This window comes from Mycolicibacter sp. MU0102 (assembly GCF_963378105.1).
In the GTDB taxonomy this organism is placed as follows: domain Bacteria; phylum Actinomycetota; class Actinomycetes; order Mycobacteriales; family Mycobacteriaceae; genus Mycobacterium; species Mycobacterium holstebronense.
The window spans coordinates 802,383-828,792 of record NZ_OY726398.1; the positions used below are offsets into that span (position 1 = coordinate 802,383).

General features: G+C 68.4%; 27 protein-coding genes and 4 tRNA genes. 23 read left to right on the forward strand and 8 right to left on the reverse strand.

The genetic code is table 11. The annotated features are described in order from the left end of the window. Positions 1 to 26 precede the first annotated feature (26 nt). The 9 genes from RCP37_RS03785 to RCP37_RS03825 all read left to right on the forward strand — a co-directional run bounded on the left by RCP37_RS03785 (position 27) and on the right by RCP37_RS03825 (position 8,263). Positions 27 to 1,217, forward strand: a complete 1,191-nt coding sequence (locus RCP37_RS03785) for an acyl-CoA dehydrogenase family protein (protein ID WP_308485678.1) — start codon at positions 27 to 29, stop codon at positions 1,215 to 1,217. Beyond that, positions 1,217 to 1,975 carry an SDR family NAD(P)-dependent oxidoreductase gene (locus RCP37_RS03790; protein ID WP_308485679.1) on the forward strand — a complete coding sequence of 253 codons (759 nt, stop codon included), beginning with the start codon at positions 1,217 to 1,219 and terminating at the stop codon, positions 1,973 to 1,975. Before RCP37_RS03785 ends, RCP37_RS03790 begins: the two co-directional genes overlap by 1 nt. Beyond that, positions 1,975 to 3,198, forward strand: coding sequence for a CaiB/BaiF CoA transferase family protein (locus RCP37_RS03795; protein WP_308485680.1), 1,224 nt, complete (start codon positions 1,975 to 1,977; stop codon positions 3,196 to 3,198). Before RCP37_RS03790 ends, RCP37_RS03795 begins: the two co-directional genes overlap by 1 nt. After that, positions 3,198 to 3,998, forward strand: a complete 801-nt coding sequence (locus tag RCP37_RS03800; RefSeq protein ID WP_308485681.1) for an enoyl-CoA hydratase/isomerase family protein — start codon at positions 3,198 to 3,200, stop codon at positions 3,996 to 3,998. Before RCP37_RS03795 ends, RCP37_RS03800 begins: the two co-directional genes overlap by 1 nt. A 4-nt stretch (positions 3,999 to 4,002) precedes the next feature. Next, positions 4,003 to 5,148, forward strand: a complete 1,146-nt coding sequence (locus RCP37_RS03805; protein WP_308485682.1) for a thiolase family protein — start codon at positions 4,003 to 4,005, stop codon at positions 5,146 to 5,148. A gap of 12 nt (positions 5,149 to 5,160) precedes the next feature. Beyond that, positions 5,161 to 6,309, forward strand: coding sequence for an acyl-CoA dehydrogenase family protein (locus tag RCP37_RS03810; RefSeq protein ID WP_308485683.1), 1,149 nt, complete (start codon positions 5,161 to 5,163; stop codon positions 6,307 to 6,309). Positions 6,310 to 6,424: 115 nt separating this feature from the next. Next, positions 6,425 to 7,039 carry a TetR/AcrR family transcriptional regulator gene (locus RCP37_RS03815; protein WP_308485684.1) on the forward strand — a complete coding sequence of 205 codons (615 nt, stop codon included), beginning with the start codon at positions 6,425 to 6,427 and terminating at the stop codon, positions 7,037 to 7,039. A 20-nt stretch (positions 7,040 to 7,059) separates the two neighbouring features. After that, the gene (locus RCP37_RS03820) at positions 7,060 to 7,584 is read left to right on the forward strand and encodes a hypothetical protein (protein ID WP_064887920.1); all 525 of its coding nucleotides are present in this window, start codon (positions 7,060 to 7,062) and stop codon (positions 7,582 to 7,584) included. 28 nt (positions 7,585 to 7,612) lie between these two features. Beyond that, positions 7,613 to 8,263, forward strand: coding sequence for a fatty-acid--CoA ligase (locus RCP37_RS03825; RefSeq protein WP_308485685.1), 651 nt, complete (start codon positions 7,613 to 7,615; stop codon positions 8,261 to 8,263). A 3-nt stretch (positions 8,264 to 8,266) separates the two neighbouring features. Here the strand turns inward: RCP37_RS03825 and RCP37_RS03830 are convergent, their stop codons facing one another. Continuing rightward, positions 8,267 to 8,569: a hypothetical protein gene (locus tag RCP37_RS03830; RefSeq protein ID WP_308485686.1), complete on the reverse strand. Its 303-nt coding sequence runs from the start codon at positions 8,567 to 8,569 to the stop codon at positions 8,267 to 8,269. Beyond that, entirely contained in the window at positions 8,566 to 10,089 is a 1,524-nt protein-coding gene (locus tag RCP37_RS03835) for a class I adenylate-forming enzyme family protein (RefSeq protein ID WP_308485687.1), read from the reverse strand. The genes RCP37_RS03830 and RCP37_RS03835 overlap by 4 nt, the downstream gene beginning before the upstream one ends. Before the next feature lie 105 nt (positions 10,090 to 10,194). Between RCP37_RS03835 and RCP37_RS03840 the strand changes: the two genes are divergently transcribed. Genes RCP37_RS03840 through RCP37_RS03855 form a run of 4 tightly spaced genes read left to right on the forward strand, consistent with a single transcriptional unit; the run spans position 10,195 to position 14,572 of the window. Further along, on the forward strand, positions 10,195 to 11,139 hold the full coding sequence (locus tag RCP37_RS03840) for an enoyl-CoA hydratase/isomerase family protein (RefSeq protein ID WP_308486927.1): 945 nt from the start codon (positions 10,195 to 10,197) through the stop codon (positions 11,137 to 11,139). Next, entirely contained in the window at positions 11,136 to 12,293 is a 1,158-nt protein-coding gene (locus RCP37_RS03845; protein ID WP_308485688.1) for a CoA transferase, read from the forward strand. Before RCP37_RS03840 ends, RCP37_RS03845 begins: the two co-directional genes overlap by 4 nt. Then, complete coding sequence (locus tag RCP37_RS03850) at positions 12,287 to 13,618, forward strand: amidohydrolase family protein (RefSeq protein WP_308485689.1); 1,332 nt, start codon at positions 12,287 to 12,289, stop codon at positions 13,616 to 13,618. Before RCP37_RS03845 ends, RCP37_RS03850 begins: the two co-directional genes overlap by 7 nt. A 39-nt stretch (positions 13,619 to 13,657) precedes the next feature. Then, on the forward strand, positions 13,658 to 14,572 hold the full coding sequence (locus RCP37_RS03855) for a class I SAM-dependent methyltransferase (RefSeq protein WP_308485690.1): 915 nt from the start codon (positions 13,658 to 13,660) through the stop codon (positions 14,570 to 14,572). Between the two features lie 49 nt (positions 14,573 to 14,621). On the opposite strand, the gene RCP37_RS03860 is transcribed toward RCP37_RS03855, so the two are convergent. Continuing rightward, positions 14,622 to 14,697: transfer RNA gene (locus RCP37_RS03860), tRNA-Lys, on the reverse strand. Between the two features lie 134 nt (positions 14,698 to 14,831). On the opposite strand from RCP37_RS03860, the gene RCP37_RS03865 reads away from it, so the two are divergent. The 3 genes from RCP37_RS03865 (at position 14,832) to RCP37_RS03875 (ending at position 15,131) form a co-directional block, all read left to right on the forward strand. Next, positions 14,832 to 14,904: transfer RNA gene (locus tag RCP37_RS03865), tRNA-Glu, on the forward strand. A 43-nt stretch (positions 14,905 to 14,947) separates the two neighbouring features. Further along, positions 14,948 to 15,021: transfer RNA gene (locus RCP37_RS03870), tRNA-Asp, on the forward strand. 33 nt (positions 15,022 to 15,054) lie between these two features. Continuing rightward, a tRNA-Phe gene (locus RCP37_RS03875) sits at positions 15,055 to 15,131 on the forward strand. Between the two features lie 103 nt (positions 15,132 to 15,234). On the opposite strand, the gene RCP37_RS03880 is transcribed toward RCP37_RS03875, so the two are convergent. Next, positions 15,235 to 15,690: a hypothetical protein gene (locus RCP37_RS03880; RefSeq protein ID WP_308485691.1), complete on the reverse strand. Its 456-nt coding sequence runs from the start codon at positions 15,688 to 15,690 to the stop codon at positions 15,235 to 15,237. Between the two features lie 288 nt (positions 15,691 to 15,978). After that, complete coding sequence (locus RCP37_RS03885; RefSeq protein ID WP_308485692.1) at positions 15,979 to 17,361, reverse strand: FAD-binding oxidoreductase; 1,383 nt, start codon at positions 17,359 to 17,361, stop codon at positions 15,979 to 15,981. 145 nt (positions 17,362 to 17,506) lie between these two features. Between RCP37_RS03885 and RCP37_RS03890 the strand changes: the two genes are divergently transcribed. Together RCP37_RS03890 and RCP37_RS03895 are read left to right on the forward strand one after the other, a co-directional pair. Continuing rightward, positions 17,507 to 18,643: a helix-turn-helix transcriptional regulator gene (locus RCP37_RS03890; RefSeq protein WP_308485693.1), complete on the forward strand. Its 1,137-nt coding sequence runs from the start codon at positions 17,507 to 17,509 to the stop codon at positions 18,641 to 18,643. Positions 18,644 to 18,722: 79 nt separating this feature from the next. After that, positions 18,723 to 19,484: a chymotrypsin family serine protease gene (locus RCP37_RS03895; protein ID WP_308485694.1), complete on the forward strand. Its 762-nt coding sequence runs from the start codon at positions 18,723 to 18,725 to the stop codon at positions 19,482 to 19,484. 3 nt (positions 19,485 to 19,487) lie between these two features. Here RCP37_RS03895 and RCP37_RS03900 read toward each other — a convergent pair whose 3' ends face one another. Next, the gene (locus RCP37_RS03900) at positions 19,488 to 19,820 is read right to left on the reverse strand and encodes a DUF732 domain-containing protein (protein WP_308485695.1); all 333 of its coding nucleotides are present in this window, start codon (positions 19,818 to 19,820) and stop codon (positions 19,488 to 19,490) included. Between the two features lie 94 nt (positions 19,821 to 19,914). Here RCP37_RS03900 and RCP37_RS03905 point away from each other — a divergent pair, with 94 nt between their 5' ends. Both RCP37_RS03905 and RCP37_RS03910 read left to right on the forward strand, forming a co-directional pair. Further along, a complete protein-coding gene (locus RCP37_RS03905) occupies positions 19,915 to 20,358 on the forward strand; it encodes an SRPBCC family protein (RefSeq protein ID WP_308485696.1) in 444 nt (147 codons plus the stop codon). A gap of 55 nt (positions 20,359 to 20,413) precedes the next feature. Then, positions 20,414 to 20,866 (forward strand): SRPBCC family protein, encoded by a 453-nt coding sequence (locus tag RCP37_RS03910; RefSeq protein WP_308485697.1) that lies wholly within the window; start codon positions 20,414 to 20,416, stop codon positions 20,864 to 20,866. On the opposite strand, the gene RCP37_RS03915 is transcribed toward RCP37_RS03910, so the two are convergent. Further along, the gene (locus tag RCP37_RS03915) at positions 20,853 to 22,052 is read right to left on the reverse strand and encodes a pyridoxal phosphate-dependent aminotransferase (RefSeq protein ID WP_308486928.1); all 1,200 of its coding nucleotides are present in this window, start codon (positions 22,050 to 22,052) and stop codon (positions 20,853 to 20,855) included. The two genes, RCP37_RS03910 and RCP37_RS03915, sit on opposite strands and share 14 nt — an antisense overlap. Before the next feature lie 248 nt (positions 22,053 to 22,300). Between RCP37_RS03915 and RCP37_RS03920 the strand changes: the two genes are divergently transcribed. Genes RCP37_RS03920 through RCP37_RS03930 form a run of 3 tightly spaced genes read left to right on the forward strand, consistent with a single transcriptional unit; the run spans position 22,301 to position 25,958 of the window. Further along, on the forward strand, positions 22,301 to 23,512 hold the full coding sequence (locus RCP37_RS03920; RefSeq protein WP_308485698.1) for an acetyl-CoA C-acetyltransferase: 1,212 nt from the start codon (positions 22,301 to 22,303) through the stop codon (positions 23,510 to 23,512). 15 nt (positions 23,513 to 23,527) lie between these two features. Continuing rightward, positions 23,528 to 25,660, forward strand: a complete 2,133-nt coding sequence (locus tag RCP37_RS03925) for a 3-hydroxyacyl-CoA dehydrogenase NAD-binding domain-containing protein (protein WP_308485699.1) — start codon at positions 23,528 to 23,530, stop codon at positions 25,658 to 25,660. Positions 25,661 to 25,673: 13 nt separating this feature from the next. Next, positions 25,674 to 25,958 (forward strand): hypothetical protein, encoded by a 285-nt coding sequence (locus RCP37_RS03930; RefSeq protein ID WP_308485700.1) that lies wholly within the window; start codon positions 25,674 to 25,676, stop codon positions 25,956 to 25,958. A gap of 6 nt (positions 25,959 to 25,964) precedes the next feature. On the opposite strand, the gene RCP37_RS03935 is transcribed toward RCP37_RS03930, so the two are convergent. Then, positions 25,965 to 26,390 (reverse strand): pyridoxamine 5'-phosphate oxidase family protein, encoded by a 426-nt coding sequence (locus RCP37_RS03935; RefSeq protein WP_308485701.1) that lies wholly within the window; start codon positions 26,388 to 26,390, stop codon positions 25,965 to 25,967. Positions 26,391 to 26,410 lie beyond the last annotated feature (20 nt).

The window sequence follows — 26,410 nt, forward strand, 5'->3', positions numbered from 1 at the left end:
CACGCGCTGATGGGCTGGAGGAAACCATGTCCGGCGGAATGAGCTTCGAACTGACCGAGGATCAGCAGCTGATCCGGCAGTCGGTCGCCGAACTCGCGGCGAAATTCGACGACCACTACTGGATGACCAAGGACCAGGCGCACGAATTCCCGCAGGAGTTCTACGACGCCATCGCCGGCGGCGGCTGGCTGGGCATGACCATCCCCGAGAAATACGGCGGCCACGGTCTGGGCATCACCGAGGCCACCATCCTGGCCGAGGAAGTGGCGCGATCGGGCGGCGGGATGAACGCCGCCAGCTCGATCCACATGTCGATCTTCGGCATGCAGCCGGTCGTGGTCTTCGGCTCGGACGAGATGAAGGCCGAAACCCTGCCCCGTATCGTCAATGGCGACCTGCACGTGTGCTTCGGCGTCACCGAACCGACCGCGGGCCTGGACACCTCCCGCATCACCACCTTCGCCAAGCGCGATGGCAGCGATTACGTGGTGAACGGCCGCAAGGTCTGGATCTCCAAAGCCCTGGAGTCCGAGAAGATCCTGCTGCTGACCCGCACCGAGTCCCGCGACGACGTGGAAAAGCGCGGGGCCAAACCCACCGATGGTCTGACCCTGTTCCTCACCGACATCGACCGCGACCACGTCGACATCCGGCCGATCACCAAAATGGGCCGCAACGCGGTGTCGTCCAATGAGGTGTTCATCGACGACCTGCGCATCCCGGCCGAACACCGGATCGGTGAAGAGGGCAAGGGTTTTTCCTACATCCTGCACGGGCTCAACCCGGAGCGCATGCTGATCGCCGCCGAGGCGCTGGGCATCGGCCGGGTCGCACTCGACCGTGCGGTCAAGTACGCCAACGAGCGGGTGGTGTTCGACCGGCCGATCGGCATGAACCAGGGGATCCAGTTTCCGCTCGCCGACTCACTGGCCCGCCTGGACGCCGCCGAGCTGATCCTGCGCAAGGCCACCTGGCTCTACGACAACGGCAAGTCCTGCGGCCGTGAGGCCAACATGGCCAAGTATTTGTGTGCCGATGCAGGTTTCGCGGCCGCCGACCGAGCTTTGCAGACTCACGGCGGGATGGGCTACTCGGAGGAATACAACATCTCCCGGTTCTTCCGCGAGTCCCGCCTGATGAAGATCGCACCGGTCAGCCAGGAGATGATCCTGAACTTCCTGGGTTCCCATGTGCTCGGCCTGCCGAGGAGCTACTGATGGCCGGCTACTTCGACCTGACCGGCCGAAGCGCGGTGGTGACGGGGGCAGCCGGCGGCATCGGCTCGGCAGTGGCGGCCGCACTCGCCGAAGCCGGTGCGGCGGTACTGGTCACCGACGTTGACGGAGATGCGGCAGCCGCGGTGGCCGAACGGATTTCGGCCTCTGGTGGGCGGGCCGCATCGGTGGCGCTCGATGTCACAGACCGGGACTCGGCCGAGGCGGCCGCCGCCAAGGCCGCGGAACTGGCCGACGGGAAGGTCCACATCCTGATCAACAATGCGGGGGTGACCCGCCCGGCGATGTTCGACAAGCTCACCGCCGAGTCGATGCGACTGCTGCTCGACGTGCACACCGTCGGCGCCTTCAACTGCACCCAGGCCGTGCTGCCGTATGTCCCCACCGACGGCACCGGCCGCATCGTCAACGTGACCTCGGCGGCGGGCCTGACCGGCACCCTCGGGCAGGTCAACTACTCGGCGGCCAAGGCGGCACTGATCGGCTTCACCAAATCGCTGGCCCGGGAACTGGCGACCAAACAGATCTGCGTCAACGCGCTGGCGCCGCTGGCGGCGACCCCGATGACCGAGACCATCCGCACCAATGAGAAGTTTGCGGCCAACATGATGAACCGCATCCCGATGAAGCGCTGGGCCGAGCCCGGCGAGGTCGCCGGCGCGTTCGTCTTCATGGCCTCCGATGCCGCCTCCTACGTCACCGGGCAGGTACTGCCGGTCGACGGCGGCATGGTGATGTGATGCCGCAGCCCTCAACCGCACCGCTGGCCGGCATCACGGTGGTGGCGCTGGAACAGGCGGTGTCGGCGCCGATGTGCACCCGCGCCCTGGCCGACTTCGGTGCGCGGGTCATCAAGGTGGAAAACCCCGACGGCGGTGACTTCGCCCGCTACTACGACGACGTGGTGCACGGCCAGGCGGCGCACTTCGTCTGGGTCAATCGGGGCAAAGAGTCAGTGGCCTTGGACCTGAAGAGCGAAGCGGGACGCGATGTCCTGCGCCGCATCTTGGACCGCGCCGACGTGCTGGTGTCCAACCTCGCGCCGGGTGCCACCGCACGGCTGGGTCTTTCCCCCGAGCAGATGGCGCACCGGCACCCGAACGTGATCGCCGTCGAGATCGACGGCTACGGTGCCGGCGGACCACTGTCGCACAAACGGGCCTACGACCTGCTGGTGCAGGCCGAATCGGGAGTGTGCTCGGTGACCGGCAGCCCGGGTGCCCCGGCCAAGCCGGGCCCGCCGGTCGCCGACGTCACCACCGGCCTGTACGCGGCGCTGTCGATCATGGCGTTGCTGGTCGGCCGCAAAGGAGCAGGTGCCCACGCTGATTCGCCGGCGCCGTCGGTCAGCGTCAGCCTGTTCGACACGATGGCCGAGATGATGGGCTACCACCTGACCTATGCCCGGCACTCCGGGATCGACCAGCAGCCGCTGGGCATGAGCTCCCCGGCGGTGGCGCCCTACGGCGCGTATCCGACCGCGGACGGCCACACCGTGGTGCTGGGCACCACCAACGACCGCGAATGGCAGCGGCTGGCCCGGGAACTGCTGGGCCGCAACGATCTCGCCGATGATCCACGTTTTTCCGGCAACGCCGACCGGGTCGCGAACCGGGCGATCCTGGACGAGGCGATCGCCGCGTGGTGCGTCCGTCACGAGTTGGCTCACATCCAGGACGCCGCCGATGCCGCCGGGATCGGCAACGCCCGCTACAACACGCCCAGCGACGTGCTGGCGCATCCCCAACTGGCCGCCCGCGACCGCTGGCACAGCATCGACACCCCGGCCGGCGCCATCCCGTCGTTGTTGCCGCCGCCGGTGATCTCCGGCTACCAGTCGCCGATGGGGGCGGTGCCGGGCCTGGGCGAACACACCGACACCGTGCTGGACGAACTGGGTCTGACCGGCGAGGAGATCGTCGCCCTGCGCGCCAACGGTGTCATACGGCAGGCTGGGCGCTGATGGCTTCCGACGAAGTACTGCTGCGCGCCGACCGTGATGGCGTGCGGACGCTGACCCTGAACCGGCCCGCCCGTAAGAACGCGATCAACCCGGAGCTGTGGCGTGCACTGCGCGACGCGCTGCGCGACGCCGCCGACGACACCGACCTGCGGGCCCTGGTGATCACCGGTGCCGGTGGGGCGTTCTGCTCGGGCGCCGACATAGGCACCCCCGACCCCGTCCACCCGGTGGAGAAGCTGCGTCGTCTTTCCGACGTCGCACTGGCCCTGCACGAGTTGACCATCCCCACCATTGCGAAGGTGGCCGGCGTCGCGGTGGGGGCCGGCTGGAATCTGGCGCTGGGCTGCGATCTGGTGGTGGCGACACCGGAATCGACGTTCTGCCAGATCTTCTCGAAGCGTGGGCTCTCGATCGATCTGGCCGGATCCTGGTTGCTGCCCAAACTCGTCGGGCTGCAACAGGCGAAGCGGCTCGCACTGCTGGCCGAAACCATCGACGCCGACGAGGCGCAGGCGTTGAACCTGGTGACCTGGGTGGTGGGTGCCGCCGAGATCGACGCCTTCGTCGACGACCTCGCCGACCGACTGGCCGCCGGCCCGCCGCGAGCGCTGGCGCAGACCAAGGCGCTGCTCAATCAGGGTGCCGATGCCACCCTGCCCGAGGCCCTGGCCAATGAGGCGCGGGCCCAGATCGTGAACTTCGCGGGCACCGATGCCGCGGAAGCCTATGCGGCGTTCGCCGAGAAACGTCCGCCGCGCTTCACCGGCGGGTGGCCGCCGAAGTCAACGAGATCGGAGTAGTCAGATGCGACCCACGGTGATCGTCGGAGCGGTGCGCACCCCCGTCGGAAAGCGCAACGGCGGGCTAGCCGGCACCCACGCCGCGGACCTGTCCGCGATCGTGCTCAACGAACTGATGGAGCGCACCGGAACCGACCCCGGCACCGTCGACGACGTGGTGTGGGGCTGCGTGTCGCAGGTGGGCGATCAGTCCTCCAACATCGGCCGGTACGCGGTGCTGGCCGCGGGCTGGCCCGAGCACGTCCCGGCAACCACCGTCAACCGGGCCTGCGGCTCCAGCCAGCAGGCGCTGGACTTCGCCGTTCAGGCCGTGATGTCGGGCCAACAGGACATCGTGGTCGCCGGCGGCGTGGAGGTGATGAGTCGGGTTCCGCTCGGCGCGGCCCGTGCCACCGGCGAACCCTTCGGCCCGAAAGCGCTTGCCCGCTATGACGGTTTCCAGTTCAACCAGGGCATCGGCGCCGAGATGATCTGCGAAAAGTGGGGCTTTGACCGCGCCCAGGTCGATGAGTATTCGGCGCGCTCCCACGAGTTGGCCGCCGCCGCCCAGGACATCGGTGCGTTCCGCGATCAGATCGTCCCGGTCGCGACCGACGGCGCCGTGGTGGACGCCGACGAGGGCATTCGTCGCGGCACCACCGCGGAGAAGCTCGCCGGACTCAAGCCGGCCTTTCGTGACGACGGATTGATCCACGCCGGCAACTCGTCGCAGATCTCCGACGGCGCCGCAGCACTTTTGGTGATGAGCGAGGACGAGGCCGCCCGGCGCGGGCTGACCCCGCTGGTGCGCTACACCGCCGGCGCGGTGACCGGCGCCGACCCGGTGCTGATGCTCACCGGGCCCATCCCGGCGACTGCGAAGGTGCTGGGGCGTGCCGGACTGGGCATCGATGAGATCGGCGTAGTCGAAGTCAACGAGGCCTTCGCCCCGGTGCCGATGGCGTGGCTGGCCGAGACCGGAGCCGACGCCAAGCGGCTCAACCCGCTCGGCGGGGCGATCGCGCTGGGTCACCCGCTCGGCGCGTCAGGGGCGGTGCTGATGACCCGGATGATTCACCACATGCGCGACAACGGGATTCGCTACGGCCTGCAGACCATGTGCGAGGGCGGCGGTACCGCCAACGCCACCATCGTCGAGCTGGTCGGCTAGGGGAGTAGTTCCATGCGTCGCGATCTGTTCACCCAAGACCACGAAGCGTTCCGGGAACTGGCCCGCGACTTCATCGAGAAGCACGTGGTGCCCGAATACCCCAAGTGGGAGAAGGCCGGCCGGATGCCCCGCGAGGTGTTCGAGCACCTGGGATCACTGGGGATGCTGGGCATGGCCATCCCCGAGGAGTACGGCGGTGCGGGCGTCGAGGACTACCGCTACAACGTTGTGCTGCAGGAGGAAGCGGCGCGCGCCCTGGTCACGCTGTCCACGGTCCGCACCCAGCTCGAGGTGATCCTGCCGTATTTCCTGCACTACACGAACACCGAACAGCGGGCGCGCTGGTTCCCCGGGATGGCGGCCGGCAAGCTGCTCACGGCGATCGCGATGACCGAGCCCGGCACCGGATCGGATCTGGCTGGGATGCGCACCACCGCCGTGCGAGACGGCGACGACTACATCCTCAACGGAGCCAAGACGTTCATCACCGGCGGCATCCAGGCCGATCTGGTGATCGTGGTGGCGCGCACCTCGACCGACCCCGACAACCGTCGCAGCGGGCTGACCCTGCTGGTGGTCGAGGAGGGCATGGCCGGCTTCGAGCGCGGCCGCGAGCTGGACAAGATGGGCTGCAAGGTTCAAGACACCGCCGAGTTGTCCTTCACCGATGTGCGGGTTCCGGTGGCCAACCGGCTTGGGGCCGACGGCGAGGCCTTCAGCTACCTGGGCCACAACCTCGCCCAGGAGCGGCTCACGGTGGCGGTCGGGTCGGTCGCGCAGGCCCGCTCAGCGCTGGCGGCGACCATCGACTACGTCCAGAACCGCAACGTGTTCGGCTCGCCGGTCGCGTCGTTCCAGAACACCAAGTTCGAGTTGGCGGCGGTCTCCACCGAGATCGAGGCCGCCCAGTGCATGCTCGACCGGGCGGTCGCCGACCACGTCGAGGGAGTGTTGTCGGGCGCCGACGCCGCCCGCACCAAACTGTTCTGCACCGAGATGCAGGCCCGGGTCATCGACCGCTGTCTGCAGCTATTCGGCGGCTACGGCTACATGATGGAATACCCAATCGCGCGGCTGTACACCGATGCGCGGGTGGCCCGGATCTATGCCGGGACCAGCGAGGTGATGAAGATGATCGTCGCCAAGTCGCTGGGTTTGTAGACCGGGACCCCGCGGTTGTGAGCTCGTAACCGAAATTTGTTGGATGAGACCCTTGTCACAGCGGGCCTAACCAACCTACTGTGTGTTCACTTGGTTGGTTAAGTGAAGGAGACCGGTGACATCACCCCGGCCGTACGCCACACTTCTCGCCAAAGGCGAGGACCGCAGGCAGCGGATTCTGTTGGCGGCTGAGCACCTGCTGGCGCGCAATGGCTGGCGCAACACCTCACTGGCGCAGATCGCCCGCAACGCCGGCGTCAGCGCCGCCGGCCTGTTGCACCATTTCGCCTCCAAGGAACAGCTGCTGCACGCGGTACTCGATGCCCGCGACGCCGACGACGACATTCACGCCGACCGCAGCGGCGACCTCATCGAGGAGATCCAGCGGGTGGCCGAGCGGTTCACCCGGGCGCCCGAAATGGTCGGCACCTTCACCGTGCTGCTCGCCGAGAACGTCCTGCCCGAGGCGCCGCTGCACGACCGGATGCTGCACCGGTACCGCAGCGCGCTGGAGATCGTGGCCGACCTAATCCGGCGCGGCATGGACGACGGCCGCTACCGCACAGACCTCAACGCGACCGTCAAGGCCGCGGAGATTATCGCCTTTATCAATGGAATGGAGATGTCATGGCTGCTGGATCCCTCAATACCCCTGACCGAAGTGTTCGAGGGGTACGCGGAAACGCTGGCCCGCGACTTCGCTCCGCAGGAAAAGGACGCCCAGCGGTGAGCGGGGCCGGGGAGCGGGACATGCGCTACCGGTTCGACATCGTGGGCCGCAGCGTCGTCGACGTCGTGATGGCCGCAGGCGGCTGGCTCTATGACCGTGCGACGGCCGGCTGGGACGTCACGGTCTTGATCGATGACGCCTCAAAGGAGCAAGACACCCGCCCCCTGGAGATCCTCGGTGCCAAGGTGCTGGACCTGGCGTCGGTGCTCACCCAGTGGGAGCACTGGCCGCACCCGCAGACCATCGCGGTGTGCGCCGAGATGTTCGACGGCCACGCCCAAGTACGTCAGGGTGTGATCGACGCGCTGGAGCACAGCAGCACCGAGGTGACGTTGTGGGGCGACGTGCCGGCCGAGTTGGACAGCGACGTCGACGCCCGCCATCACCGGCTCAGCGCGGCCGCTCGCGCCTTCAAGGCGCAGGCGCTGCGCGCGGCCGGCATCGACCCGGCGAGTTCGCACGCCTGGGACGCCCACATCGAGACGTTCCGCTGCGGGCCGGCGGCATGTACCTCGGTCGCGGCGGACCTGAGCCCAGCCAGTTGAGGGGCACAGGCGGCGCGCGACCGAAATGATGCCTGACCCGCTGGCACGCTCCCTGGTGCTGGTGACGGACTATCGGGTGCCGGATCCGGCCAGGGTCTGGCCGCTGATGCAGCGACACCGCGACAGCCTTGCCCACCTGGGCGCTCATCACGTTCTGGTCTATACCTCGACAGTGGATCCAGGCCGGGTGCTGGCGGTGATGGCGATCCACGCCGCGCAGCCGGTGGTCGACCTGCTGCGCGATGAGGCCTTCATGGCCTGGTTCGACGCCGTCGGCGTCAGCGACATCCCGGCGGTGTTCGCCGGATCATTGGTGGAGCGCATCGATCTCACCGATCCGCAGTTCGAACCGCCGGGTGTCGTGGTCGCCGCGGTGGCCGAAGTCGGCGATACCCAGGCGCTGATCTCGCATGTTCACGCCACCGAGAAACACTTCACCGCGGCCGGTATCCGAAAGATCCTGATATTCCAGGCCTTCGACAACCCCCGCGAGATTTTCATGCTGCAGGAAGCCGACGACGAACTCGGCGCCGGGCAGTGGATCAACGAACCCGAGTTCGCCTCTGAGTGGATCACTCGAGCCGGCGTCGGGATCTACCCGCCGGTGTTCGTCGGTCGCCTGGCGCACCTGATGCGCGTCGGCGACGAATCCGAAACGGCCGACGAGCCGGCCAGTTGAGCGCTAGTCGCTGGCCGGCAGCGGCTTGGCTTCCTTGATGCTCAGCGGCGCGGTACCGATGCTCAAGGTTCCGGCGCCGGCCTTGGTCACGAGCACCTCGGCGCCCGCCTCGTCGACGTAGCGTTTGCCCATCACCGCACCGCCGGAGAAGTCCGGGTCCAGCGTCGCGCCCGCGGAAGTGGTGTCATCCAGCGGCACCATCGGGGCGCCGCCGGCGCGCAGATCATCGAGGCTGTCGGCGGTCTTGACGACGATTACCTGGGTGTCGCAGACCTGACTCTTCAGGCGAGTACCGGACTTGATCATTGCGCCCCTTCGGCATTGGCGGTTTGCAGTGCGTCGATTTCAGAGACGAGTTCCCGGCGCAACACCTTGCCGGTCGGGGTGGTCGGCAACTCCGACCGGAAGACGATCCGGTCGGGGGTGCGGGATCCTCGCAACTGCTGTCGAACATACTCGCGCAGTGCCTCGGGATCCGGCGACGCACCAGGTGCCGGCACCACGCAGGCGACGATGATCTGTCCCCACTCCGGGTCGGGTGCGCCGACCACCGCGACGTCGCGGACTTCGGGATGTTCGACCAGTACGTCCTCGATCTCGGCGGGGGCGATGTTCTCCCCGCCCCGGATGATGGTGTCGTCGGAGCGCCCAACGATGAACAGGTAGCCGTCCTCGTCGAGCACAGCAAGGTCGCGGGTGGGGAACCAGCCCTCGGCGTCGAGCACAGATCCGATGCCGGTGTATTTGCCTGAAACCTGTTCGCCGCGTACGTACAGCTCGCCGGGTTGTCCGGCTTGCAGCACCCGGCCCTCGTCGTCACGGATGACGGCTTCGATCCCGGGCACCGCGCGCCCGACCGACCCCAACCGCTTGCGGACGGCTTCCTCGCTGGAGCCGTAGGCAGTCCGGTGGTCTTCGGGAGTCAGCACCGCGACCGTCGAACTGGTCTCGGTCAGACCGTAGGCATTGACGAAACCGACTTCGGGCAGCAGATCCAATGCCCGGCGTACCAGCGGCAGCGCCACTTTGGAGCCGCCGTAGGCGAGGTTGCGCAGGGTGGCCAGCGGGGTCGGGCGGGCTTCCAACTCGGAGACGATGCGCTCCAACATGGTTGGGACCACGGTCGCGGTGGTCACCGCCTCGGTGTTGACCAGCCGGATCCACTCCGCGGCGCTGAACCGGCGCAGATAGACCGCTTTGCGACCGGCGTAGAGATTGCTCAGCGCCGCGCCGACGCCGGCGATGTGATACGGCGGCACGCAGATCAGCGCGGCATCCAAGGGATCCGCGGAGCCGAACTCGACCGTCTGTGTCACGTAGCTGGTCAGGTTGTTGTGGGTCAGCTCAACGGCTTTGGGCTTGGAAGTGGTCCCCGAGGTGAACAGCACCACCGCCACATCGTCGGGGTCGGGCCACTGCACCGTGGGTGTCGCCGTCTGGGCGCGGGCGCAGAAAGTGTCGGAATCCATGACCGCGACACCGATCTCGCCGGCCTCGCCGATCATGTCGCGGTATTCCTTATCCACCACGACCAGCGGCTGCGGAAGTCGCTCGATCAGCTCCCGCAGCGCCTGCCCGCTGAGTCGGTAGTTCAGCGGTGCGAACGGGCGCCCGGACCGCGCCGCAGAGAACAGCAGCAGCGGCAGCATGTCGCCACCCATTCCGACGTAGGCCACGCTGCCCGCACCGGTCTCCTCGATCACTCCCGCGCCGGCGTCGGCGAGGGCGTTGAGCTCTGCGGCGGTGTAGCGGGTGGTCTCGGAGACGACCGCGACCCGATCCGGGTCGGCGGACACCGCCATCTCCAGCAGCAGCGAAATACTCACCGTTGCGCCCTCCGAACAACCATGAGAACGACATTATCATTTTTCGGTAGTTTCGATATCGTACGGGCTGTGGCAACACCGCCGCTGGGTACGCTGACGTGCGACATGATCGAAACGGTCGACCTCGACGCCCCTGCTCCCGACGCCGCGCCCGGCGCAGGGATCACCATCGCGACAGGCGCTCGCTTCGGCACCGCGCACGCCGAACACTGCCTGCAACACGCCACCTTCACCCTCACCGAGACCGAGACCACGGATCGCCGCGTGATCAGAGTCGCCTCGGTGCCCGAGGCGCTTGCCGAGATCACCGACCGCTGCACGCGCTGGCCCCAAGCCGCGGCGATCTGTGACGACGTGCTGCGCGCAGTGGACCCGTCGGCACCGGCTTGGTCCGGGGTGGTCACCGAATCGTTGGCCTACTCGGTGCTGCAAGCCGGTCCGGAGTTCGCCGGCTGGCTGGCGGCCCGCGGCCCGGCCAGCGTGCCGGCGGTCGCCGATCCCATGCTGCTCGACCGCGACGGCGACACCTTGCGGCTGCGGTTCAACCGGCCGCAACGTCACAACGCGTTCGACAATGCGACGCGGGCCGTCCTGCTCGACGGGCTGGCCGTGGCCGCCGCCGACCCCTCGATCGACGAAATGGTGCTCAGTGGTGTCGGGCCGTCGTTCTGCAGCGGTGGCGACCTCGCCGAGTTCGGCGGGTTCACCGACGTGCCCAGCGCGCATCTGGCCCGCACCCGGCACAGTCCGGCGCTGGCGCTAGAGGCGCTGACCACACGGCTGGGGGCGCGCTGTCGCGCCGAGATCCACGGTCAGGTGCTGGGCAGTGGCCTGGAGATGGCCGCCTTCTGCGGCTGGGTGCGAGCACACCCCGCCACGCTGCTGGGCCTGCCCGAGCTGAGCCTCGGCCTGATCCCAGGCGCCGGCGGCACCGTCAGCGTCACCCGCCGCATCGGCCGGTGGCGCACCGCCTATCTCATCCTGTCCGGCCGCACCATCGACGCGGCGACCGCGCTGCGCTGGGGCCTGGTCGACGAGATCGCGTCATGACTGCAAAGGAAGCCTGGGGTGCGTCCGGGCTGGCCTGGCTGACCGGTCAGCCCGACGGCCGTCCGGATTTCTCCCGGGCCGCGGTGCTGCAGCGCGCTGCGCAGGTGCTGGGCCGCTTCACCGCCGCGACCGGCGCCCAGGCCGACGCCGCGGAGCTGCTGGCCGGGCGGGCCGGGCTGCTGGGCTGGACGCGTGCCGGGCGGATATCGGCCGGGGGAGCCTCGCGGCTGCTGGCCGCCGCGGACGGCTGGTGGGCGCTTACGCTTTCGCGCGCCGACGACCTCGACGCCGTGCCCGCCCTGATCGAATCCGAGTGCTGCGAGCCGTGGGCGGGGATCGCCGGCTGGTCTTCGACGCGGCCGGTGGGCGAGGTCGTGGCGCGGGCGCGGCTGCTGGATCTGCCCGCCGCCGCGCTGGGCGAGACGGCCCCTTCCGCACCGGTGGTGCGCCGAGTGGGGCCGGTGGGCCAGGTCCGCGGTCTGCGAGGCGCGCTTGTCGTCGACCTGACGTCACTGTGGGCCGGACCGCTGTGCGGACGACTGCTGGCCCAGGCCGGGGCGACGGTGATCAAGGTGGAAAGCCCGTCGCGCCCGGACGGCACCCGCGTCGGGCCCAGCTCCTTCTTCGGCTGGATGAACGGCGGAAAGCTTTCCTGTGCCGTGGATTTCGACCGCGACACCGCGATCTTGGCGCAGTTGCTCAGCGTCGCCGATGTGGTGTTGGAGGGCTCTCGACCGGCCGCCCTGGCCCGCCGCCGCCTGGGTCCGCTCGACGTGGCCGGCCGGCCGGGGCGGGTATGGCTGCAGATCACCGCGCATGGCGCCGAGAGCGGCTACGCCGGGTTCGGCGACGACGCCGCGGTTGCCGGGGGATTGGTGGGTGATGGTCCGGTGTTCTGCGCCGACGCGATCGCCGACCCGCTGACCGGGATCGAAGCCGCTGCGGCGGTTGCCGATTCGTTGGCGCGCGGCGGCGGCGAGCTGATCACGGTGGCACTGGCCGCCGTCGCCGCCAACTACGCCGCCCTGCCCGGGCACGCTCCGGCCTGTGAGGTTGCGGCCCTGCCGCCGCCACTCCCTCGCATTGAGGGCGCCGGGCCGGCGCTGGGGTCCGACAACGCCCGAATCAGCGACCTGGTGGCGGCGCGGTGCTGATTCGGCGAGCGGTACTGCTGGACGGGTCGCGGGTCGACATCCGGCTCGGCGACACCATCGAGGAAATCGCACCGGCATTGACGGCGCACCGCGGCGAAGACGTCCTCGACGCGTGCGACGCCACCGTGATTCCCGGGCTGCACGACCACCACGTGCACCTGCGGTCGGCGGCCGCGGCACTGGATTCGCTGTGCCTGGGCCCGCCGATGGTGCGCACCTTCGATGAACTGGCCGCCGCATTGCGGGCTGCCACACCCGACTCCGACGGCTGGGTGCGTGGCTACGGCTACCACGAATCCGTCGCCGGCGAACTGACCGCCGCACTGCTGGATCGGTTCTTACCGCAGCTACCGGCGCGGGTGGCGCACCGCAGCGGCGCGCTGTGGGTGCTGAATTCCGCCGGCCTGGCCCGCACCGGGATGACCGACCACCCCGACGGGCGACTCTTGCGCGCCCATGGCGATCCCGCGCCCCAGCTGCCGCACCGCGAACCCTCACTGGCCCGGCTGAGCCGGCAGCTGGCGGCCCGCGGAGTCACCGGAATCACCGACGCCACCCCAGGCCATGGCGACGCCGATATCGCCGCGTTCGCTGCCGCCCGCGGCTCGGGTGAGTTGCTGCAGCGGCTGCACTGCCTGGCGCCCGCCGCGGCCATTGCGGCGCCCGGTATCACGCTCGGGCCAACCAAGATCATCCTCGACGACGACCGACTGGATCTGGATGCGCTGATAAAAGCGTTGTCCGACAACCACAACCGCGACCACGGTGTGGCACTGCACTGTGTCACCGACGCCCAGCTCACCGTCGCGATCGCCGCATGGCAGGCCACCGGGCCGCACCGCGGCGACCGCATCGAACACGCCGCGGTCGTGCCCGACGACCGGCTGGCCGATCTCGCCGCACTCGGGATCACGGTCGTCACTCAGCCGAACTTCGTCGCCGAACGCGGCGACGACTACCTCGCCACCATCGAAGCCGAGCGCCACCACGAACTGTGGCGGGTTGCCTCATTGCAGCGCAACGCCATTCCGGTGGCCTTGTCCACCGACACGCCCTTCGGCGACGGCGATCCCTGGGCGGCCATGCGCGCCGCTGTGCACCGGGCAACACCCAGTGGAGCCGTGCTGGGGCCGGGGGAGCGGATCTCGGCCCGTGCCGCGCTGCAGGGCTTCACCGGCCGGGCCGATCGGCCCGCGACACCGCGCAGCGTCGCCGTCGGCGAGCCCGGGGACCTGTGTGTGCTCAGCGGTGATCCGGTCGCCCTCGACGCCGCCCTGGTGACGCTGACGATCGTCGCCGGTGCCGTGGTACACAGTGGTCGGTAGCCTGGCTAGATAGTTTGAGTAACCGAAAGAGGCATCGCGATGGCGCGTACGGACAGTGACAGCTGGGACTTGGCCACCAGCGTGGGGGCAACCGCGACCATGGTGGCGGCGCAGCGCGCCCTGGCCACCTCGGGCCCGGACAAGCTGATCAACGACCCCTGGGCGGCACCGCTGGTGCGCGCGGTCGGCATCGACTTCTTCACCCGGATGGTCGACGGCGACATCCCCGTCGTCGAGGGCGGTGAGTTCGACCCGATCCGGATGGGCCACGGCATGGGCGTGCGGACCCGATTCTTCGACGAGCACTTCCTGTCGGCGACGCGCAGCGGCATCCGCCAGGCCGTCATCCTCGCTTCTGGACTGGACTCCCGTGCCTACCGACTGGACTGGCCGGCGGGCACCGTGGTCTACGAGGTCGACCTGCCGGAGGTGATCGAGTTCAAGACCAACACGTTGCGTGACCTGGGCGCCGAGCCCACCGCCGAGCGCCGCACCGTCTCGATCGACCTGCGTGACGACTGGCCGACGGCCCTTAAGGCCGCCGGCTTCGACCCGCAGGCGCCCACCGTGTGGAGCGCCGAGGGCTTGCTGATCTACCTGCAACCGGACGCCCAGGACGCCCTGTTTGACACCATCAAGTCGCTGAGCGCACCGGGCAGCCGGGTGGCTTGTGAGTTCATCAGCGACACGTCGGTGTTCGCCAGCCCGGCGTGGCGTGAACACCGAGAGAAGATGTCGGCGCTGGGGTTCGAAGTGGAGATCGGCGACCTGATCTACCACGGCGAACGCAACCACATCATCGAGTACCTGACCGGCGCGGGATGGACGGTAACGGGTCGCCAAGTCCGTGACCTCTACGCCGAGTGCAGCCTGGAGTACGGCGATGACGAACTGGCGATCGCGTTCGACGAAATGACCTACTTGAGCGCCGTTCTGCCCGGTGCCGCGGTATGAATCGGATCACAGCGGGCGGGCCCGCCGATGTGGCGGATGGACGGTGGTGTGGTGCCCCCAGCAGGGCTCGAACCTGCGACCTGCGGATTAAAAGTCCGTAGCTCTACCAACTGAGCTATAGGGGCCGTGCTGGAACAGAATACTGCCTGCCCGATCGTGCTCGATGGGGGCCGGGTTTGAGGATTCGGGCTCCTGTGCCCTAAGCTAGCCAAGCTCCCAACGTGAAGCGTTGTGAGTGCCTCGGAGAGATTCGGTTCTGGCCCCCATCGTCTAGTGGCCTAGGACGCCGCCCTTTCACGGCGGTAGCACGGGTTCGAATCCCGTTGGGGGTACTCGCATCCGGCGGAAACGCCGGGAGTGAAGCAGTGCAAGCAAGGCCCTGTGGCGCAGTTGGTTAGCGCGCCGCCCTGTCACGGCGGAGGTCGCGGGTTCAAGTCCCGTCAGGGTCGCTTTTATTTACGGCGAGGCACCTGGTGCCTTCCGGCCAGGTAGCTCAGTTGGTACGAGCGTCCGCCTGAAAAGCGGAAGGTCGCCGGTTCGATCCCGGCCCTGGCCACCACGAGGACCACCTGGTAGCAGGTGGTTTTCTTGCTTTGCGGGCACGTTCAAGCCCTGGGATTAGCTGCCCTCGGCGGTGCCATTGCGAGGGTGGTGCGGACATGTCAGCCATCAATTCCTTCGAGTTCTCTTCGCTTGCTGGCCCGGAACAGTCGGGCGATCGCCTGGTCCATGCTTCGGCGGCTAGGCCACCCGGCCTCGACCGCAGCCTCGTTCCAGGTGTCACCCGCGAGTACGCGTTGTGCGGCGTGAGTGAGTCGGTCCCCACTGGGCCGTTCGGGCATGGAGGCCAGAGCCGCGAGTATCCGTTGCGCGCGATCGAGGTGAGCGCGTGCGTCCGCCCACCCGGCGAACGAGCCCTTCCGTCCTTGTGCAACCGCGTCCCAAGCCGGTCCGTCTTTCACGATGAGAGGGTCCGTTGCGCGGGTAGTGGGCTTTTCGGTGACCCACGCGGTGATTACGTGCTCGAAAGCGAGAACGATCCAGAGATAACTTTTGGACTCGAGTTTGCGGCGCAGCGACATGTAGGTGACGCGGCCGGTGCGCACCGCGGTCTCCACGGTGATCACCTCCCAGCACTCCGGCTGGAAGTCTGTCAGGTACGGCAGTGGAACTCCGCGTTCATCGAAGCGGGCTTTTGCATGCGGTATCTCCAGATCCAGGCCGTCCAATCCTTTCAGCTGCTCACGCGCTTTGTCGAACAGTGCGGCGGGGCCAAATCCGGTGTGGAATCGAAGAGTTCGTACTTTCCTTATCGCCGGTGAGGTTGCCAGCAGCTACCGACAAACTTCGCTCGTCTGGCACCGGTGCCCTCCAGCCACACACCCAGTTGCTACGCACTCGCCCGCTTACCGCACGCCGGACATGGCCGCGCTGACCTCGTGCGCCGCCACCCAGATCCGCTGCGGGTCATACTCTTCGCGCACCCGCTGCAGCCGGCTCCAGACCGCCTCGGGGAAGGCCGTCGAGGCATCGCCGGGGCGCTCATCGAAATTGCCCAGCGACGCTCCGGTGGACCAGGGCGCCAGTGCCGCGACGACGTCGGCGGTGTCTTTCAGCCCCAGCGCCGCCAGTTCGGGGCTCGCCGCTATCGCCGCGGTGAACAACGCGTATTCGGCGTCGATGCGGGGAAGCGCGGCGTCGATGGTGCGTCGGAAGGCGCCGCCGAGGTGCCGCAGCTCGGCGAACATCAGTGAGGTCTGCGCGTCGGGTCCCGCTACGGACAGCAGTGCGGCGACCGCCCCGTCGGAAAGCTCGCCGAGGAGTGCGTGATCGGTCACCGTCGGCGTCGGGCCGGGCGGATCCATGTGCACAGCGAGCAGGGCGTGCGACGGTATCCGCCCGAAGGAGTCGAGTTCGGGCCGCAATGCTCGCAGTGGCGCCAGGAGTGCGTCGGCCTCGGCATCCGAGCCGAGCACCGCGCCGTCGACGACCACCAGTTGGCGACCACGCACGGCGTCGGGCAGTTCGGGTGTCGGGGGGAACCGCATCAGCCGAAGCGCAGTGGTGGCGGACTCCGGTGCGGTGGCGCTCCACCGCACCCACGCGGGGAGCACGTGTGGCGCCTCGGCCAGATCCCACAGCAGCATCCCGCCCACCACATCCGGGAGCTCGAGCAGCTCGACCTCGATCGAGACCACCACACCGAAGCTGCCGCCACCACCGCGGATCGCCCAGAACAGGTCGGGCTCGCAGGTGGCGGACACCCGCCGCAGCACCCCGTCGGCGGTCACCACTTCGATTGCTCGCACCGTCGACGAACCCAGGCCGTACGTCCGGCCATAGAACGAGATGCCACCGCCGAGCAGGTAGCCCACCACGGACACATCACCGGCACTGCCATGGACAGCGGTCAGCCCGTGCGGCGCGCAGGCTGCCAGCACCTCGCTCCACAGCGTACCGCCGAGGATCCGGGCGGTGCGGGTGCGCGGGTCGACGTCGACACCGGTCAGTCGATGCAGCCGCAGCAGCAGGGTGCGATCGAGTGCGTCGGGGGCGAGCGCGGCGGCCGCGTGCCCCGTGGCCTGCGGAGCAACCCGCAGCCCGCAGGCCACCGCGGCCTGCACCAACTGCACCACCTCGGCCACCGACCTGGGCACGCCCACCACCGGCGGCCGCTGCGCGACCGCGACGTTCCATGGCAGGCAGGCGAGCTCGTACTCCGGCTGGCTCGGCAGGTAGGCGGCGCCGGCCAGCACGAGTGCACCGAGGTCGGTGGGGCTGATCGTCATGGAGCTCCTTTCTCGACGAACCAGCTGGTGAATCGCTGGACGTGCACCAGCCTGGTCCGCGCCGCGGGCACCCGCCATCCCGCCGGCTGGGGGAATTTCGGCCCCCAGACATCTGGGATGGTCCCCGGCGGGCAGGGCCGCAATAATGACCCGCATGATCGCGGGCCTGACCGCCGAACGGGTGCGGGGCGACATCGACGTGCTGTCGCGCGCCGGACTCGACCTGGATCACTTCGTGCAGGAGGCGGTTGGTGCGGTCGGCCGCGCGGTGCCGTGGGTCGGTGCGTGCGTGGGTACGCATGACCCGGCGTCGCTGATGCTGACCAGCGCGCGCAAATACGGAGCACTCACCCCGAACCGCGACGACGACCTGCTCTTCGGCCAGTTGGAGTACGGCTTCGGCGAATTCACCTCCTTCCGCTCCCTGGTGCACCACGACATCCGCGCGGTGTCGATGCTTCAACTGCCCAAGGACGTCGTCGACGGGTCACCGCGCACCCACCAGCTGATCCGGCCGGTCTACGGATTCACCGACGAAGCGCGCCTGCTAATGCGCGACGACACCGGAATGTGGGGCTGCCTGGCACTGTTCCGCGACGACGGCGCCCCGTTCGCCGAGGACGACCTGACGTTCCTGGAATCGCTGTCGGCGGCGTTCGCCCGCGGAGTGCGCAGCGGAATCCTGACCCGGCTCGGCGCCGCGGAGACCGAGGCCCCGTCGGCGCGCGGTCCCGCGGTCGTCGTCGTCAACGCCGCCGGGGAGATCGCACAGATCAGCCGAGGCGCGACACAGGTGCTCGAGGAGCTCGCCACACTGGGCGACGCCGGCGCCCCCTACGGCATCATCGCCGGGATGGCCAGCGCGGCGCGGGCGATGGCGACCGACTCCGAGGTGCCGTTGCCCACCGCACGGCTGCGGATGCCGTCGGGTCATTGGCAGGTGCTGCATGCGTCGCCGATGGACGGCCCCGACGGGGCTACCGGCGACGTCGTGGTCACGATCGAGGAGGCCAGACCACCCGAGATCGTGGCCCTGGTGGTCGCGGCGTTCGGTCTCACACCCCGGGAACGCGAAGTGACCCGCATGGTGCTGCAGGGCTGCGACACCAAGGCGATAGCGGTGGCGCTGCACGTCTCGGCGTACACCGTCCAGGACCACCTCAAGTCGGTGTTCGCCAAGGCCGGCGTGCGCAGTCGCCGCGACCTCATCGCGCGGGTGTACTTCGATCAGTACGTACCCCGGATGGGGGCGGCGGTGGGGCCGGCCGGCTTCTTCATGTGACCCCGGCGATCTGCCAGTAGGCCGTCCGTCGGCGTTGGTTCCCCGGCAGCACGGCGTCACGCCCATAAACTGAACCGCTGTGCCTCTCGCAGTCATTCGACGAACCGCCCTAGCCAGTGTCGTGCTCGTCGCCTCCGCCGGGCCGCCCACCGCTGCTGCGGTAAGTGACAAGATCCAGCTCGGCGGCGGTGCCGCGATCGTGCTGCACGACGACACACTCTGCACCCTGACCGCGATGGGGCACGACAGTGCCGGCCGGCTGATCGGTTTGACCGCCGCGAATTGCGGTGGGCCGGGCTCGTCCGTGGTCGTCGAGGGAGCCGAAGACCACGGCGCTGTGGGCACGGTGGTGGCCGCCGACGAGGGACTGGGCTACGCCGTGATCGAGTTCGATCCGGTCAAGGTGAAGCCGATCGGCGACTACGAAGGCTTTGGGATCTTCGGCCTGGGTCCGAAAGAGCCGGAACCTGCCGCCCAAGAACCCGCGGGCGCAGAACCCGCCACCACCCAAGAACCCGCCGCCCCAGAACCCGCCACCGAAGAACCCGCCGCCCCGGAACCTGCCGCCCCCAAACAGGCCTGCAAGCTCGGCCGCGGCACCGGCCTCAACTGCTACGACCTAGCGCCTGCCGGCGTGGACACCGCCGGTGAAGAGTGGTGGAAGCCCGGTGATGACGGGTCGCCGATCACCATCGACAACCTGCTGATCGCCATGGTCCGCGACGGAAGCTTCCCGACCGCGCCGCTGGACCAGTCGGGGCCGGGGATCGTCAGGTTCAAGGCGATCCTGGACGACCTCAACACCAAGGGCGGCCCGGGCGCCGGGTTCGGCCTCGGCTAAGCCTTAGGGCCGCAACGTCTCCGGGCAGATCTCGGCCTGCGCCGCCTGTATCTGAACGTCGGCGGCTTCGGGGCTGTAATAGAAGGTGTTGGTCAGCTGACGCACCAGGTCACCCGGCGAGATGCCGGAGCGGTAAGTCCCGGTGTGGCCGTACATCCGCAACTCGGCGCAGATGTAGTGCCCTGAGGTCACCTTGACGTGATCGGCGACCGGGATCGCCACCGGGGCGGCGTTGACCCGGGCCAGGTAGCTCGCGTCATCGGCGTGGGCGGCCGGCGCGGCGGTCAGTGCCGCGGCGGCCAGCAGGGGTGCGGCAATCCGGACGGTCACATGCATGACCTCCATCGTGCCACCGCCACCCGGTGATGGGGCGACTCTCGGGCGGCCCAAATCCCCACACATCACCGCCCGCGTGGTTAGGGTGCCTGCCATGGCAGTCAAGGATTCCCGCGAGGTGGTTATCGAAGCGAGCGCGGAGGAGATCTTCGAGGTCCTCGCCGACGTCGAGTCTGTTCCGTCCTGGTCGCCGCAGTACCAGAGTGCTGAGGTGCTCGACACCTACGACGACGGTCGCCCGCGTCGGGTGCGGATGAAGATCAAGGCGGCGGGCCTCACCGACGAGCAGGTCGTCGAGTACAGCTGGACCGACGACAGTGTCGGCTGGACCCTGGTGTCGGCCGGTCAGCTCAAGGCGCAGGACGCCAAGTACACGTTGACGCCGCAGGGCGACAAGACCAAGGTGCGGTTCGACATGGATGTCGACCCGTCGATCCCGATCCCGGGGTTCCTGCTCAAGAGCACGCTCAAGGGCGGCATGAAGACCGCCACCGACGGCCTGCGCGACCAGGTGCTCAAGATCAAGAAGAGTCGCTGACTTCACCTGCGATGAAATCCCGCCGCCGGGAGGGCTCGGCGTTAGGCTCGATCTAGTGGCTGTTCGAGCATCGCGGGAAATTGTGATTGACGCGCCGCCGGAGAAAATCCTCGACGCGCTCGCTGATGTGTCCGAGTTGGCTTCGTGGTCGCCGGTGCACAAGCGCATCGAAGTCCTCGACAAGTACGAGGACGGCCGTCCCCATCACGTGCTGGCCACCATCAAGATTCTGGGCTTGGTGGACAAGGAGATCCTGGAATACCACTGGGGTCCGGACTGGATGGTCTGGGATGCCAAGGCGACGGCCCAGCAGCGCGCCCAGCACGTTGAATACACCCTGACTCGTGAAGGTCCCGACAGCACGAGGGTGCGCTTCGACATCACCGTCGAGCCGTCCGGGCCGATCCCGGAGTTCATCGTCCGGCGCGCCAGCAAGCTGGTGCTGAGCATCGCCACCGAACGGCTGCGTCAGCAAATCATGGGCGACGACGCCCCTACCGAGCCGTAGCCGGCCCGTCGCGCAGCGTCTCCAGTCGCCGGATCGCCTCGTCGATGGTGTCCTCACGTTTGACGAAGGTGAACCGCACCAAGTGATTCCAGACATCGGGAGCGGTCGCTTCCGAACCGGGCACGCAGAACGCCGACAGTGGGATCGCGGCCACCCCGGCCCGGTGCGGCAGCTCGGCGCAGAACGCCGTGCTGTCGTCATAGCCCAGCGGGCGGGGATCGGCGCACAGGAAATAGGTGCCGAAGCTGTCGTGCACCTCGAATCCGATGCCCCGCAAGCCGTCGGTCAACCGGTCGCGGCGCGCCTGCATGGTCGCGCACAGCGCCGCCACCCAGGCTTCCTCGGTGTTCAGCGCCAGCGCCACCGCCGGCTGAAACGGCGCACCGCCGACATAACTCAGGTACTGCTTGGCGGCCCGCACCCCGGCCAGCAGCTCGGCCGGCCCGCACGCCCACCCGATCTTCCAGCCGGTGCAGTTGAACATCTTCGCCGCACTGGAGATGGTGATGGTGCGCTCCGCCATCCCCTCGAAGGCGGCCAGCGGGTGATGGGTCCGTCCTTGGGAACCCGGGTAGACCAGGTGCTCATAGACCTCGTCGGAGATCACCAGCAGATCGGCCTCCACCGCAATGCGCGCGATCTCGGCCAACTCGGATTCGGTGAACACCGTGCCGGTCGGATTGTGCGGTGAGTTGACGATCAGCGCCCGGGTCGCCGGGGTGATGGCGCGCCGCAACGCGTCGGCATCCAAGGCGAATCCGCGCCCGTCGGGAACCAGCGACACACTGACCCGTCGCGCCCCGGCCATGGCGACCACCGGGGAATAGGAGTCGTAGAACGGTTCGAGCAGCACCACGTCGGAACCCGGTTCCACCAGACCGAGCACCGCGGCGGCGATGGCCTCGGTAGCCCCTACGGTCACCAGGACTTCGGTGTCGGGGTCGTAGTCGATCCCGTATTTCCGGGCGCGCTGCCCGGCGATGGCTTCGCGCAGGGCGGGGATGCCGGGCCCGGGCGGGTATTGGTTGACGCCATCGATGATCGCGGCCCGGGCGGCCTCGAGCATCGCGGGCGGGCCGTCCTCGTCGGGGAAGCCTTGGCCCAGGTTGACCGCGCCGATCCGTGCGGCCAGCGCCGACATCTCGGCGAAGATCGTGGTGGCATAGGGCTCCAGCCGTGAGACCATCCGCGCCGTCATGGGACCCGAGCCTAGAGGGCGTCGTCGGACAGCCGAGCGTGAAGTTGGCTTCACGTTCAGGCTCCCAGCGTGAAGCCACCTTCACGCTCGGCGAAGGAGCGGCCGAAACCGGGCCCCCAGAAGGACCAACCATCCGGTTGATAGGCCGCCCTGTTAGGCTGGGAATTCGGGGACTACGCTCCGACCAAGACGCAGTCGATCCGCATCGAATACCAAATACTGAAGAGGAATCGCCCATGTCCGAAGAAGCCTTCATCTACGAGGCCATTCGCACCCCGCGCGGCAAGCAGCGCGGCGGCGCGCTGAACGAGGTCAAGCCGCTCAGCCTGGTCGTCGGCCTGATCGACGAACTGCGCACCCGCCACCCCGACCTGGACGAGAGCCTGATCAGCGACGTCGTTCTGGGCTGCGTCTCGCCCGTGGGTGACCAGGGCGGCGACATCGCCCGCACCGCGGTGCTGGCCGCGGGCCTGCCCGACACCGTCGGCGGCGTGCAGCTCAACCGGTTCTGCGCCTCCGGGCTCGAGGCCGTCAATGTTGCCGCGCAGAAGGTGCGCTCCGGCTGGGACGACCTGGTGCTGGCCGGCGGTGTGGAGTCGATGAGCCGGATCCCGATGGGCTCCGACGGCGGCGCGATGTTCTCCGACGTGCCCTTCACCTACGACAACTACATCGCCCCGCAGGGCATCGGCGCCGACCTGATCGCCACCATCGAGGGCTTCTCGCGCGAGGACGTCGACAGCTACGCGCTGCAGAGCCAGCAGCGGGCGGCCGCTGCCTGGTCGGGCGGTTACTTCGCCAAGTCCGTCATCCCGGTGCGTGACCAGAACGGCTTGCTGATCCTGGACCACGACGAGCACATGCGCCCCGACACCACCCTGGAAGGCCTGGGCAAGCTGCGCACCGCCTTCGACGGCATCGGCGCGATGGGCGGCTTCGACGATGTGGCGCTGCAGAAGTACCACTGGGTCGAGGGCATCAACCACGTCCACACCGGCGGCAACAGCTCCGGCATCGTCGACGGTGCCGCCCTGCTGATGATCGGTAGCGAGAAGGCCGGCGCTTCGCAGGGCCTGACCCCGCGCGCCCGTATCGTGGCCACCGCCACCACCGGCGCCGACGCCACCATCATGCTCACCGGCCCCACCCCGGCCACCGTCAAGGCGCTCGACCGGGCCGGGCTGACCGTCGATGACATCGACCTGTTCGAGCTCAACGAGGCGTTCGCCTCGGTGGTGTTGAAGTTCCAGAAGGACCTCAACATCCCCAACGAGAAGCTCAACGTCAACGGTGGCGCCATCGCGATGGGTCACCCGCTGGGCGCCACCGGCGCCATGATCACCGGAACCATGGTCGACGAGCTTGAGCGTCGCGGTGCCAAGCGTGCCCTGATCACGCTGTGCATCGGCGGCGGCATGGGCGTGGCCACCATCATCGAGCGCGTCTGAGAGGGCTTGTAAAAAATGGCAGAGAACACCATCAAGTGGGACAAGGACGCCGACGGCATCGTCACGCTGACCCTGGATGACCCGACCGGGTCGGCCAACGTCATGAACGAGCACTACCGCGAGTCCATGCACAACGCGGTGCAGCGCCTGAACGAGGAGAAGGACTCGGTCACCGGTGTGGTCGTCACCAGCGCGAAGAAGACCTTCTTCGCCGGCGGTGACCTCAAGGCGATGATCCACGTCGGTCCGGCCGACGCCCAGGCCGTCTTCGACCAGTGCGAGGGCATCAAGGCTGACCTGCGCGCCCTGGAGACCCTCGGCAAGCCGGTCGTGGCCGCCATCAACGGCGCCGCCCTCGGCGGTGGCCTGGAGATCGCGCTGGCGTGTCACCACCGCATCGCGGCCGACGCCAAGGGCAGCCAGCTCGGCCTGCCCGAGGTCACCCTGGGCCTGCTGCCCGGCGGCGGCGGTGTCGCCCGCACGGTGCGCATGCTCGGCATCCAGAACGCCTTCATGAACGTGCTGGCGCAGGGCACCCGCTTCAAGCCGGCCAAGGCCAAGGAGATTGGCCTGGTCGACGAGGTGCTGCCGACTGTCGAGGAACTGGTGCCCGCCGCCAAGGCGTGGATCAAGGCCAACCCGGACGCCGGAGTGCAGCCGTGGGATGCCAAGGGCTACAAGATGCCCGGCGGCACCCCGGCCACCCCTGCCCTGGCGGCCATCCTGCCGTCGTTCCCGGCCCTGCTGCGCAAGCAGGTCAAGGGGGCCAACATGCCCGCGCCGCGGGCGATCCTGGCCGCCGCGATCGAGGGTGCGCAGGTGGACTTCGACACCGCCAGCCGCATCGAGACCCGCTACTTCATCTCGCTGGTCACCGGCAACGTCGCCAAGAACATGATCCAGGCGTTCTTCTTCGACCTGCAGCACATCAACGGCGGCGGCAGCCGGCCCGAGGGCATTGCGCAGACCCCGATCCGCAAGATCGGTGTGCTCGGTGCCGGGATGATGGGCGCCGGTATCGCCTACGTGTCGGCCAAGGCCGGCTACGACGTGGTGCTCAAGGACGTCTCGCTCGAGGCGGCCCAGCGCGGCAAGGGCTACTCGGAGAAGCTGGAAGCCAAGGCACTCGAGCGGGGTCGCACCACCGCCGAGAAGTCGCAGGCGCTGCTGGACAAGATCACCCCGACCGCCGACCCGCAGGACCTGGCCGGCGTCGACTTCGTGATCGAGGCCGTCTTCGAGAGCCAGGACCTCAAGCACAAGGTGTTCCAGGAGATCGAGGACATCGTCGAGCCCAACGCGCTGCTGGGATCGAACACCTCCACGCTGCCGATCACCGGTCTGGCGACCGGCGTGAAGCGCCAGGAGGACTTCATCGGGATCCACTTCTTCTCCCCGGTCGACAAGATGCCGCTGGTGGAGATCATCAAGGGCGAGAAGACCTCCGACGAGGCGCTGGCCCGGGTGTTCGACTACGTGCTGGCGATCAAGAAGACGCCCATCGTGGTCAACGACAGCCGCGGCTTCTACACCTCGCGTGTGATCGGCACCTTCGTCAACGAGGCGCTGATGATGCTCGGTGAGGGCGTCGAGCCGGCCAGCATCGAGCAGGCCGGTCTGCAGGCCGGCTACCCGGCCGCTCCGCTGCAGCTCTGCGACGAGCTCAACCTGGAGCTGATGCAGAAGATCGCCACCGCCACCCGCGAGGGTGTCGAGGCGGCCGGTGGCACGCTGGCCAAGCAGCAGAACGAAGAGGTCGTCGACAAGATGATCGAGATCGGCCGTCCGTCGCGCCTCAAGGGTGCCGGCTTCTACGAGTACGTCGACGGCAAACGCACCGGTCTGTGGCCGGGCCTGCGGGAGACGTTCAACTCGGGCAGTTCCACCCCGCCGCTGCAGGACATGATCGACCGGATGCTCTTCGCCGAGGTGCTCGAAACCCAGAAGTGCTTCGACGAGGGTGTGCTGACCTCGACCGCCGACGCCAACATTGGCGCGATCATGGGCATCGGGTTCCCGGCCTGGACCGGTGGCACCGCGCAGTTCATCACCGGCTACCCGGGCGGCAAGGCCGCCTTCGTGGCGCGGGCCCAGGAACTGGCCGCCACCTACGGCGACCGGTTCAACCCGCCGGCGTCGCTTCTCTAGTCAGCTGGACAACGTGGAATCCCCCGAAACCCCGCGGTTTCGGGGGATTCTGCGTTTTCTGGACTACCGGGTCAGCGTCGGGGCACTGATCGAGGTGGCGCTGTGGCTCGGCCTGGTCTACGTGATCCTCGGCGTGGTGTGGCTGTTCCTGCACCCCGACGGCGTCGAACGGCTCCAGGCGCAGGCCGAGCGGCAGTACGGCATTCCGCCGGCCAGTGTCTACGAGGTGGCGACGGTGACCTCGGTGGCGCTGTGGCCGGTGATGCTGCTGCTGCCGGCCGACGTCTGCGTGCGCTGAGCCGCGTTAGATCGCCCCCAGGTCTGCCGAAATCCAGTGCTGGGGACGCAGATAGATGACCACCTGCTCGCCCAGTTCGGCCAGCGCGTACTCGAGGAACTTCTTGGCCCGATCGGGCGGCAGGTAGCGGTGGGCCAGCTCGGCGTGCAGTTCTTCGGTGCCGGGCTCGATGCGGCTGACGGTGCCGTCGACTGCGACGTAGCGCAGCGTCGGCTCGGTGCGCTCCACCATCAGCGAGAAGCTTCCGGCCGCCTCGATGAGCTGGGCTTTGCGCGACCCGGCCCCGGTCAACACCCAGGGCTCGCCGCCGGGAGCGTACTGGTACCAGATCGGCACCGTCAGGGGGCCGCGGCCGGCGCCGGCGTTCACCGACAGTGCGGCGATGTGCGGCTCGGCCAGAAAGTGCTCGCGCTCGTCCTTGGACAGGGCCATGTTTTTCAGGCTAACCGCGA

Coding starts and splice junctions, on each gene's coding strand:
- RCP37_RS03790 (WP_308485679.1), top strand. CDS start 1,217: ATGGCCGGCTACTTCGACCTGACCGGCCGAAGCGCGGTGGTGACGGGG.
- RCP37_RS03915 (WP_308486928.1), bottom strand. CDS start 22,052: ATGGTCTCACGGCTGGAGCCCTATGCCACCACGATCTTCGCCGAGATG.
- RCP37_RS03935 (WP_308485701.1), bottom strand. CDS start 26,390: ATGGCCCTGTCCAAGGACGAGCGCGAGCACTTTCTGGCCGAGCCGCAC.
- RCP37_RS03800 (WP_308485681.1), top strand. CDS start 3,198: ATGGCTTCCGACGAAGTACTGCTGCGCGCCGACCGTGATGGCGTGCGG.
- RCP37_RS03905 (WP_308485696.1), top strand. CDS start 19,915: ATGGCAGTCAAGGATTCCCGCGAGGTGGTTATCGAAGCGAGCGCGGAG.
- RCP37_RS03820 (WP_064887920.1), top strand. CDS start 7,060: ATGCGCTACCGGTTCGACATCGTGGGCCGCAGCGTCGTCGACGTCGTG.
- RCP37_RS03840 (WP_308486927.1), top strand. CDS start 10,195: ATGATCGAAACGGTCGACCTCGACGCCCCTGCTCCCGACGCCGCGCCC.
- RCP37_RS03890 (WP_308485693.1), top strand. CDS start 17,507: ATGACCCGCATGATCGCGGGCCTGACCGCCGAACGGGTGCGGGGCGAC.
- RCP37_RS03855 (WP_308485690.1), top strand. CDS start 13,658: ATGGCGCGTACGGACAGTGACAGCTGGGACTTGGCCACCAGCGTGGGG.
- RCP37_RS03920 (WP_308485698.1), top strand. CDS start 22,301: ATGTCCGAAGAAGCCTTCATCTACGAGGCCATTCGCACCCCGCGCGGC.
- RCP37_RS03885 (WP_308485692.1), bottom strand. CDS start 17,361: ATGACGATCAGCCCCACCGACCTCGGTGCACTCGTGCTGGCCGGCGCC.
- RCP37_RS03785 (WP_308485678.1), top strand. CDS start 27: ATGTCCGGCGGAATGAGCTTCGAACTGACCGAGGATCAGCAGCTGATC.
- RCP37_RS03810 (WP_308485683.1), top strand. CDS start 5,161: ATGCGTCGCGATCTGTTCACCCAAGACCACGAAGCGTTCCGGGAACTG.
- RCP37_RS03845 (WP_308485688.1), top strand. CDS start 11,136: ATGACTGCAAAGGAAGCCTGGGGTGCGTCCGGGCTGGCCTGGCTGACC.
- RCP37_RS03900 (WP_308485695.1), bottom strand. CDS start 19,820: ATGCATGTGACCGTCCGGATTGCCGCACCCCTGCTGGCCGCCGCGGCA.
- RCP37_RS03805 (WP_308485682.1), top strand. CDS start 4,003: ATGCGACCCACGGTGATCGTCGGAGCGGTGCGCACCCCCGTCGGAAAG.
- RCP37_RS03925 (WP_308485699.1), top strand. CDS start 23,528: ATGGCAGAGAACACCATCAAGTGGGACAAGGACGCCGACGGCATCGTC.
- RCP37_RS03795 (WP_308485680.1), top strand. CDS start 1,975: ATGCCGCAGCCCTCAACCGCACCGCTGGCCGGCATCACGGTGGTGGCG.
- RCP37_RS03825 (WP_308485685.1), top strand. CDS start 7,613: ATGCCTGACCCGCTGGCACGCTCCCTGGTGCTGGTGACGGACTATCGG.
- RCP37_RS03830 (WP_308485686.1), bottom strand. CDS start 8,569: ATGATCAAGTCCGGTACTCGCCTGAAGAGTCAGGTCTGCGACACCCAG.